Origin of the sequence: Baekduia sp. (genome assembly GCF_035318805.1) — a bacterium.
Classification (GTDB): Bacteria; Actinomycetota; Thermoleophilia; order Solirubrobacterales; family Solirubrobacteraceae; genus Baekduia.
The window spans coordinates 102,631-109,898 of sequence record NZ_DATHDY010000100.1; the positions used below are offsets into that span (position 1 = coordinate 102,631).

Genomic DNA, 7,268 nt, shown 5'->3' on the forward strand with positions numbered 1-7,268 from the left:
ACCATCTAGGCTTGCCGCGTGCCCAACCGCCGTCCGAAGCTGGAGATCGTCGCGCCGTCGGCCTCCCCCGAGGAGGCGGCCGCCGTGGTCGCGGCCCTCGAGCGGTTCATGCGGGACTTCGCGCCCGTGGTCGTCGAGGAGGCGCCGCGCGCCAACCCCTGGCAGCGCGCCGCGCTGCTGGAGGGCACCGGCCGCGAGCCCGACGCGCCCTCGCCCTGGGGCGACCCGGTTCCCTGGGGCGGCTGACCGCGGGCGGCGCCGGCCGCCACACGAGTGGCAACGCGCCACGTTTGCCTCGAGCGCGCAGAAGGTGTCGAATCGGTCGCACCCTGGCCGTCGAGTCCTCGAACGGCCGGATACGCCGACCGAGAAGACGACCCCACGGAGGCCACCATGCAGTACATGATGCTCATCTACACGCCGGTCGAAGGCGGACCGGCTCCGGAGCAGCTCGCCGCCGAGTACCCGCGCTGGATGCAGTACACGCAGGACCTGCAGGAGTCCGGCGTGCTCGTCGCCGGCGACGCCCTCCAGGGCCTCGACACCGCCACGGCGGTGCGCGTCCGCAACGACGAGACGCTGGTCACCGACGGCCCGTTCGCCGAGACCAAGGAGATGCTCGGCGGCTACTACCTGATCGACGTGCCCGACCTCGACACCGCGCTGGCGTGGGCGGCGAAGATCCCGAGCGTCGGCTACGGCAGCGTCGAGGTCCGCCCGATCATGGTCTTCGACCAGTCCTGAGCCGGAGGCCGCCGCAATGAAGTTCATGCTGTTGCTCTACGTCCCCAAGGAGGTGCGCGACGATCCCGACGCGCGGGCCTCGATGGAGGACTGGATGGCCTACGGCCGGTCGCTGACCGACGCCGGCGCCCACCTCGGCGACAACGCCCTGGAGGGCCTGGAGGCCGCGACGACGGTCCGCGTCCGCGACGGCGAGACGCTCGTCACCGACGGCCCCTTCGCCGAGACCAAGGAGATGCTCGGCGGCTACTACGCCATCGACGCGCCCGACCGCGAGGCGGCCGTCGCATGGGCGGCGAAGGTGCCCAACGCGCCCTACGGCACGGTCGAGGTCCGGCCCGTCATGGAGTTCGACCAGCCATGACCGACGCGGCGATCGCCCGGGCCTTCAGGGAGGAGGGCCCGGCGATCCTCGCGACGCTGATCCGCCAGGTCGGCGACTTCGGCCTGGCCGAGGACGCGCTGCAGGACGCGTTCGCCGCCGCGGTGGCGACCTGGCCGCGCGACGGCGTGCCCGACCGCCCGGGGGCGTGGATCACCACGACCGCGCGCCACCGCGCGATCGACCGCCTGCGCCGCGAGCGCGGGCTGGCCGACCGCATCGAGCGGCTCGCCGCGCTCGCCCGGCGCGACACGGCGGCGGGCGCCCACCCGGGCGCCGACCCGGAGGCCTTCGGCGACGAGGACGATCCCCTGATCGCCGACGACCGCCTGCGGCTGATCTTCACCTGCTGCCACCCGGCGCTCGCGCTCGAGGCGCGCGTCGCCCTCACCGTCAAGTGCCTCGGCGGCCTGACGACCGCCGAGGTCGCCCGCGCGTTCCTGACGACCGAGGCGGCGATGTACCAGCGCCTCGTACGCGCCAAGGGCAAGATCGCCGCCGCCGGGATCCCCTACCGCGTCCCGCCGCCCGAGCTGCTCGGCGCCCGCATCGCCGGCGTCTGCGCCACCGTCTACCTCGTGTTCAACGAGGGCTACGCCGCGGCCGAGGGCGACCGCCTGGTCCGCGGCGAGCTGTGCGCCGAGGCGATCCGCCTGGGCCGCCTGCTGGTCAACCTCGTCGGCGACGACGCCGAGATCCTCGGCCTGCTCGCGCTCATGCTGCTGCAGGACGCCCGCCGCGACGCGCGCACCGACGACCACGGCGCCTACGTGGCGCTCGACCGCCAGGACCGCTCCCTCTGGGACCAGGGCCGCGTCGCCGAGGGCACCCGCGCGCTGAACGACGCGATCGCGCTGCGCTGCCCGGGGCCCTACCAGCTGCAGGCGGCCATCGCCGCGCTGCACGCCACCGCGCAGAGCGCCGAGCAGACCGACTGGGTCGAGATCGCCACGCTGTACGCCGAGCTCGACCGGCGCGCGCCGTCGCCGGTCATCCGCGTCAACCGCGCCGCGGCGCTGGCGTTCGCCGGCGCGCCCGAGGCCGGCCTGCAGCTCGTCCGGCCGCTGCTCGACGACCCGCGGCTGGACCGCTACGCGCCGCTGCACGCGGCGCACGCCGAGCTGCTGCGCCGCACGGGCGCCGCCGACGCCGCGGCCGCCGCCTACGACCGCGCGATCGCCGCCACGGGCAACGCCGTCGAGCGCGCCGAGCTGCAGCGACGCCGCGCCGCCGTCTGAGCCCGGTCGACGGGCCGTATTCCCACCGAAATCGTGTGAAAACGGCTTGGCCAAGCGGCAGAGCTAATAGGTGGATTTGCGATCGGGTTTTGCTACCTTGCCCGCATGGAGCCCACCACGCTCGGCCGCAAGGGGACCCTCAAGAACCCCGAGGTCTACGAGAACGTCCCCGGCCACATCATCCCCGCGATCACGCAGGAATTCGATGACTTCGACAACGAGGCCGAGAAGTTCCTCGACGGGCAGACGCCCGAGAACGAGTTCATCGGCTTCCGCCTGAAGCAGGGCGTGTACGGGCAGCGCCAGCCCGACGTCCAGATGATCCGGGTCAAGCTGCCGTTCGGCGGCATCACGCCCGACCAGATGGACGCGTTCGCGGACGTGGTCGAGAAGTACGCGCCGCTCGACAAGGCGCACATCACGACGCGCCAGAACATCCAGATCCACCACATCCCGCTGCGCCACGCCGCCAAGGCGATCCGCGAGCTGGCCGACAGCAACCTGTCGAGCCGCGAGGGCTGCGGCAACACGGTCCGCAACGTCACCGGCGACCCGTGGGCCGGGATCCTGGACGGCGAGGTCTTCGACCCGACGCCCTACGTCGGCGCCTACGTCCGCTACTTCGTGCGGCACCCCACGACGCAGCTGATGCCCCGCAAGATCAAGACGGCCTTCGAGGGCACGCCCGGCGAGGACCGCTCGATCACCGGCATCCACGACATCGCCTTCATCTCCAAGGTCGACGCCGCGGGCAACCGCGGCTTCGAGGTCCGGGTCGGCGGCGGCACGTCGATCATGCCGCGCATCGCGCCCACGCTGTACGACTTCGTCCTGGCCGACAACGGCGACTACCTGAAGGTCGCCGAGGCGGTGTTCCGGATCTTCGACGCCCAGGACTGGCTGCGCGTCAACCGCGCCCGCGCGCGCATCAAGGTCTTCGTCGACAAGTTCGGCATCGACGAGCTGCGCAACCAGGTCGACGAGCAGCTCCGGGCCGACTGGGTCGCCGAGCGCGACTTCTCCGTGGCCGCCCGCCGCTTCGATGTCGACGAGGAGGCTGCCGCCCCGGCCGTCCCGGCGTCCTTCGGCTCGCCCAACGGCGACCTTTCGGAGTTCGAGCGCTTCAGCGAGTCCAACGTCCGCGCCCAGAAGCAGGCCGGCTTCAACGCGGTGGAGGTCAAGGTCTACCGCGGCGACCTCACGCCGTCGCAGTTCCGCGACCTCGCGCAGATCATGCGCGACTTCTCGGGCGGCTGGGCCCGCACGACCGTCGGCCAGAACCTCGTGCTGCGCTGGGTGCGCGACGAGGCGGTCTACGACGTGTGGCAGCGCCTGACGGCGATCGGCCTCGGCGAGGCCGGCGCGCAGGAGATCACCGACAACGTCAGCTGCCCCGGCACCGACTCCTGCAAGCTCGGCATCACGAGCTCGATGGGCCTCAACGCGGCCATCAACGCCAAGCTGCTGGAGATGGACATCCAGGACCCACTCTCACGGCGGATCCACATCAAGAACTCCGGCTGCCCCAACGGCTGCAGCCAGCACCACATCGCCGACCTGGGGTTCTACGGCGCGTCGATCAAGGTCGGCGAGCACACGATCCCGGCGTATGTCGCGCACGTGGGCGGCACCTACGAGAAGGGCGCGGTCGGCTACGGCGCCCGCCTGAAGGTGCGCCTGCCCGCCAAGCGCGTCCCGGTCGCCGTCGAGCGCTGGATCCGCATGTACGAGGCGGAGCGCACCGAGGGCGAGACGTTCAAGCAGTACGCCGACCGCGTGGGGACCATCCGGTTCGAGCAGGAGGTCAAGCACGACCTCGCGCTGCCGGTCGAGTTCGGCCTCGACACCATGAACATGTTCCTGGACTGGGACCGCAGCGTGCCGTTCCAGGTGATCCGGGGTGAGGGCGAGTGCGCGGTCTGAGCGACCAGCTCACCGAGACGCTGAAGACGGCCGCCCAGCACGAGCGGCTCGTCTTTCTGTGCTCCTTCCAGAAGGAGGAGTCGGTGATCCTCGACGAGCTGCTGGCCATCGCGCCGCAGGTTCGCGTCGTCACGATCGACACGGGCGTGCTGTTCCCCGAGACGCTGCAGACCTGGAAGCGCTTCGAGGAGCACTACGGCGTCCATGTCGAGGTCGAGGACGCGGCGAACCCCGAGCAGCCCTGGACCGGTCCCGAGCACTGCTGCACCCCGCTGAAGGTCGCGGGGCTGGAGCGGGCGCTCGGCGACGCCGACGCGTGGATCACCGGCGTGCGTCGCGACCAGGCCGCGACCCGGGCGACGGCCGAGCTGGTCGAGGTCGACCCCAAGCGCGGGATCGCCAAGTACAACCCGCTGGCGTTCTGGACCGAGAAGGACGTCTGGAGCCGCATCTTCGAGCGCAACCTGCCGTACCACCCGCTGCACGACTCGGGCTACGCCTCGATCGGGTGCGCGTGCTGCACCCAGCCCGGGGACGGCCGCGCCGGCCGCTGGGCCGGGACCGACAAGACCGAGTGCGGACTGCACGTGGTCTGAGGTCTCGTGGACCCCCTCGTCATCGTCTTCGGCCTCGGGGTCGGCGTCCTCATCGGCATGACCGGCATCGGCGGCGGCTCGCTCATGACGCCGCTGCTGATCCTGTTCGCCGGAGTGCACCCGACGGTGGCCATCGGGACCGACCTCGCCTACGGCGCGGTCACCAAGACGCTCGGCGGCTGGCGGCACCTGCGCAAGGGCACCGTCGACCTCGGCGTGTCGAAGTGGCTGGCGTTCGGCAGCGTGCCGGGCTCGGTCGCGGGCGTGATCCTGCTCGAGCTGGTGCTCAAGCACTCGCCGTCGATCCTGCTGACCGGCGTGGCGTGTGCGCTGCTGGTCGTCTCGATCTCGATGCTCTTCCGCGCGCTGTTCCTGCAGGCGGCGATCGAGCGCGAGCGCCACACGGTCGAGCTGACGACGGGCACCAAGGTCCGCGCCGTCGGCCTCGGCGTCGTGCTGGGCTTCCTGCTCGGGCTGACGAGCGTCGGCTCGGGCGCCCTGATCGGCCTGGCGCTGATCCTGGTCTTCCGCCTCACGCCGCACCGCGTGGTCGGCACCGACGTCTTCCACGCGGCGATCGTGCTGTGGGCCGCCGGCCTGGCGCAGCTGGTCGCCGGCAACATCGACTTCGCCCTGATGGGCACGATCCTCGTCGGCTCGCTGCCCGGCGTGCTGATCGGCACCGCGCTCAGCAGCCAGGTGCCGGCCATCGTCCTGCGTCCCGCGCTGGGCTGCGTCCTGCTGGGCTCCTCGCTCGGCGTCCTGACCAAGGCGGGCGTCGACCTGCCGACCTGGACGATCGTGGGCGTGCCCGTGATCGTCGGCATCGTCGTCGCGCTGATCCATCGCGTCCAGGTACGCCGCCATCCCGCCCGTCCCCTCCCGGAGGCCCTCCCCGCATGAGCACCCACACGCTCACCCACCTGCAGGCCCTCGAGGCCGAGGCCATCCACGTCATGCGCGAGGTCGCCGCCGAGCGCGAGAAGCCGGTGCTGCTGTTCAGCGGCGGCAAGGACTCGATCGTCCTCGTGCGCCTCGCCGAGAAGGCCTTCCGCCCGGGCCGGTTCCCCTTCCCGCTCATGCACATCGACACGGGGCACAACTTCCCCGAGGTCCTCGAGTTCCGCGACAAGATGGTCGAGGAGCTCGGCGAGCGCCTCGTCGTCGCCTCGGTGCAGGAGTCGATCGACCGCGGCCGGGTGACCGAGGAGACCGGCCCGCGCGCCTCGCGCAACCGGCTGCAGACGACGACGCTGCTCGACGCGCTCGCCGAGCACGGCTTCGACGCGGCCTTCGGCGGCGCGCGCCGCGACGAGGAGCGCGCCCGCGCCAAGGAGCGCATCCTCTCCTTCCGCGACGACTTCGGCGGCTGGGATCCCAAGGCGCAGCGGCCCGAGCTCTGGAACCTCTACAACGCCCGCGTGCGCCGCGGCGAGAACGTCCGCGCGTTCCCGCTGAGCAACTGGACCGAGCTCGACGTCTGGCAGTACATCCAGGACGAGGACATCGAGGTGCCGTCGATCTACCTCGCCCACGAGCGCGAGGTCTTCCGCCGCGACGGGATGCTCTACGCCGACTCGCCGTTCATCGGGCGCGACGAGCGCGACTCCGAGCCGTTCACCGCCTCGGTGCGCTACCGCACGGTCGGCGACATCTCGTGCACCGGCGCCGTGGCCTCCGAGGCCTCCACGCTGCAGGCCGTCGTCGCCGAGATCGCCGCCACCAACGTCACCGAGCGCGGCGAGACCCGTGCCGACGACCGCGTGTCCGAGGCGGCCATGGAAGACCGCAAGGTCGCCGGGTACTTCTAGGACCCCAACTTCATGAACACGACCCTCCTCCGCCTGGCCACCGCCGGCTCCGTCGACGACGGCAAGTCGACCCTGATCGGGCGGCTGCTCTACGACGCGAAGTCGTTGCACAGCGACGCGTTGGAGGCGGTCACCCGCGACGGTGAACCGGACCTCGCGCTGCTCACCGACGGCCTGCGCGCCGAGCGCGAGCAGGGCATCACGATCGACGTCGCCTACCGCTACTTCGCGACCTCACGGCGGACGTTCATCATCGCCGACACCCCGGGCCACGTGCAGTACACGCGCAACATGGTCACGGGCGCCTCGACCGCCGACCTCGCGGTGATCCTGGTCGACGCCCGCCGCGGGCTGACCGAGCAGTCGCGCCGCCACGCCGCCCTCGCGGGGCTGCTGGGTGTGCCGCAGGTCACGGTGTGCGTGAACAAGATGGACCTCGCCGGCTTCTCCGAGGAGCGCTTCGACACGGTCGTGCGCGAGTTCCTGTGCTTCGCGAACGAGATCGGCCTGCAGAACCTGACCTTCATCCCCGTCAGCGCGCTGCACGGGGACAACGTCGTCGACCGCTCGAGCG

At 71.6% G+C, this 7,268-nt stretch carries 9 protein-coding genes; all 9 read left to right on the forward strand.

The features are described from left to right. Nucleotides 1-18 precede the first annotated feature (18 nt). A complete protein-coding gene (locus VK501_RS21500) occupies nt 19-246 on the forward strand; it encodes a hypothetical protein (RefSeq protein WP_324341049.1) in 228 nt (75 codons plus the stop codon). 147 nt (nt 247-393) lie between these two features. Next, a complete protein-coding gene (locus VK501_RS21505; RefSeq protein ID WP_324341051.1) occupies nt 394-744 on the forward strand; it encodes a YciI family protein in 351 nt (116 codons plus the stop codon). Between the two features lie 16 nt (nt 745-760). Continuing rightward, the gene (locus VK501_RS21510) at nt 761-1,108 is read left to right on the forward strand and encodes a YciI family protein (protein ID WP_324341053.1); all 348 of its coding nucleotides are present in this window, start codon (nt 761-763) and stop codon (nt 1,106-1,108) included. Beyond that, nucleotides 1,105-2,364, forward strand: coding sequence for an RNA polymerase sigma factor (locus VK501_RS21515; RefSeq protein WP_324341055.1), 1,260 nt, complete (start codon nt 1,105-1,107; stop codon nt 2,362-2,364). The genes VK501_RS21510 and VK501_RS21515 overlap by 4 nt, the downstream gene beginning before the upstream one ends. A gap of 105 nt (nt 2,365-2,469) precedes the next feature. After that, on the forward strand, nt 2,470-4,287 hold the full coding sequence (locus VK501_RS21520) for a nitrite/sulfite reductase (RefSeq protein ID WP_324341057.1): 1,818 nt from the start codon (nt 2,470-2,472) through the stop codon (nt 4,285-4,287). Beyond that, nucleotides 4,275-4,883: a phosphoadenylyl-sulfate reductase gene (locus tag VK501_RS21525; protein ID WP_324341058.1), complete on the forward strand. Its 609-nt coding sequence runs from the start codon at nt 4,275-4,277 to the stop codon at nt 4,881-4,883. The genes VK501_RS21520 and VK501_RS21525 overlap by 13 nt, the downstream gene beginning before the upstream one ends. A 6-nt stretch (nt 4,884-4,889) precedes the next feature. Further along, a complete protein-coding gene (locus VK501_RS21530; protein WP_324341060.1) occupies nt 4,890-5,786 on the forward strand; it encodes a sulfite exporter TauE/SafE family protein in 897 nt (298 codons plus the stop codon). Beyond that, complete coding sequence (gene cysD, locus VK501_RS21535) at nt 5,783-6,694, forward strand: sulfate adenylyltransferase subunit CysD (RefSeq protein WP_324341062.1); 912 nt, start codon at nt 5,783-5,785, stop codon at nt 6,692-6,694. The genes VK501_RS21530 and cysD overlap by 4 nt, the downstream gene beginning before the upstream one ends. 12 nt (nt 6,695-6,706) lie before the next feature. Further along, a partial coding sequence (locus VK501_RS21540) for a GTP-binding protein (protein ID WP_324341064.1) occupies nt 6,707-7,268 on the forward strand: 562 nt, incomplete at its 3' end.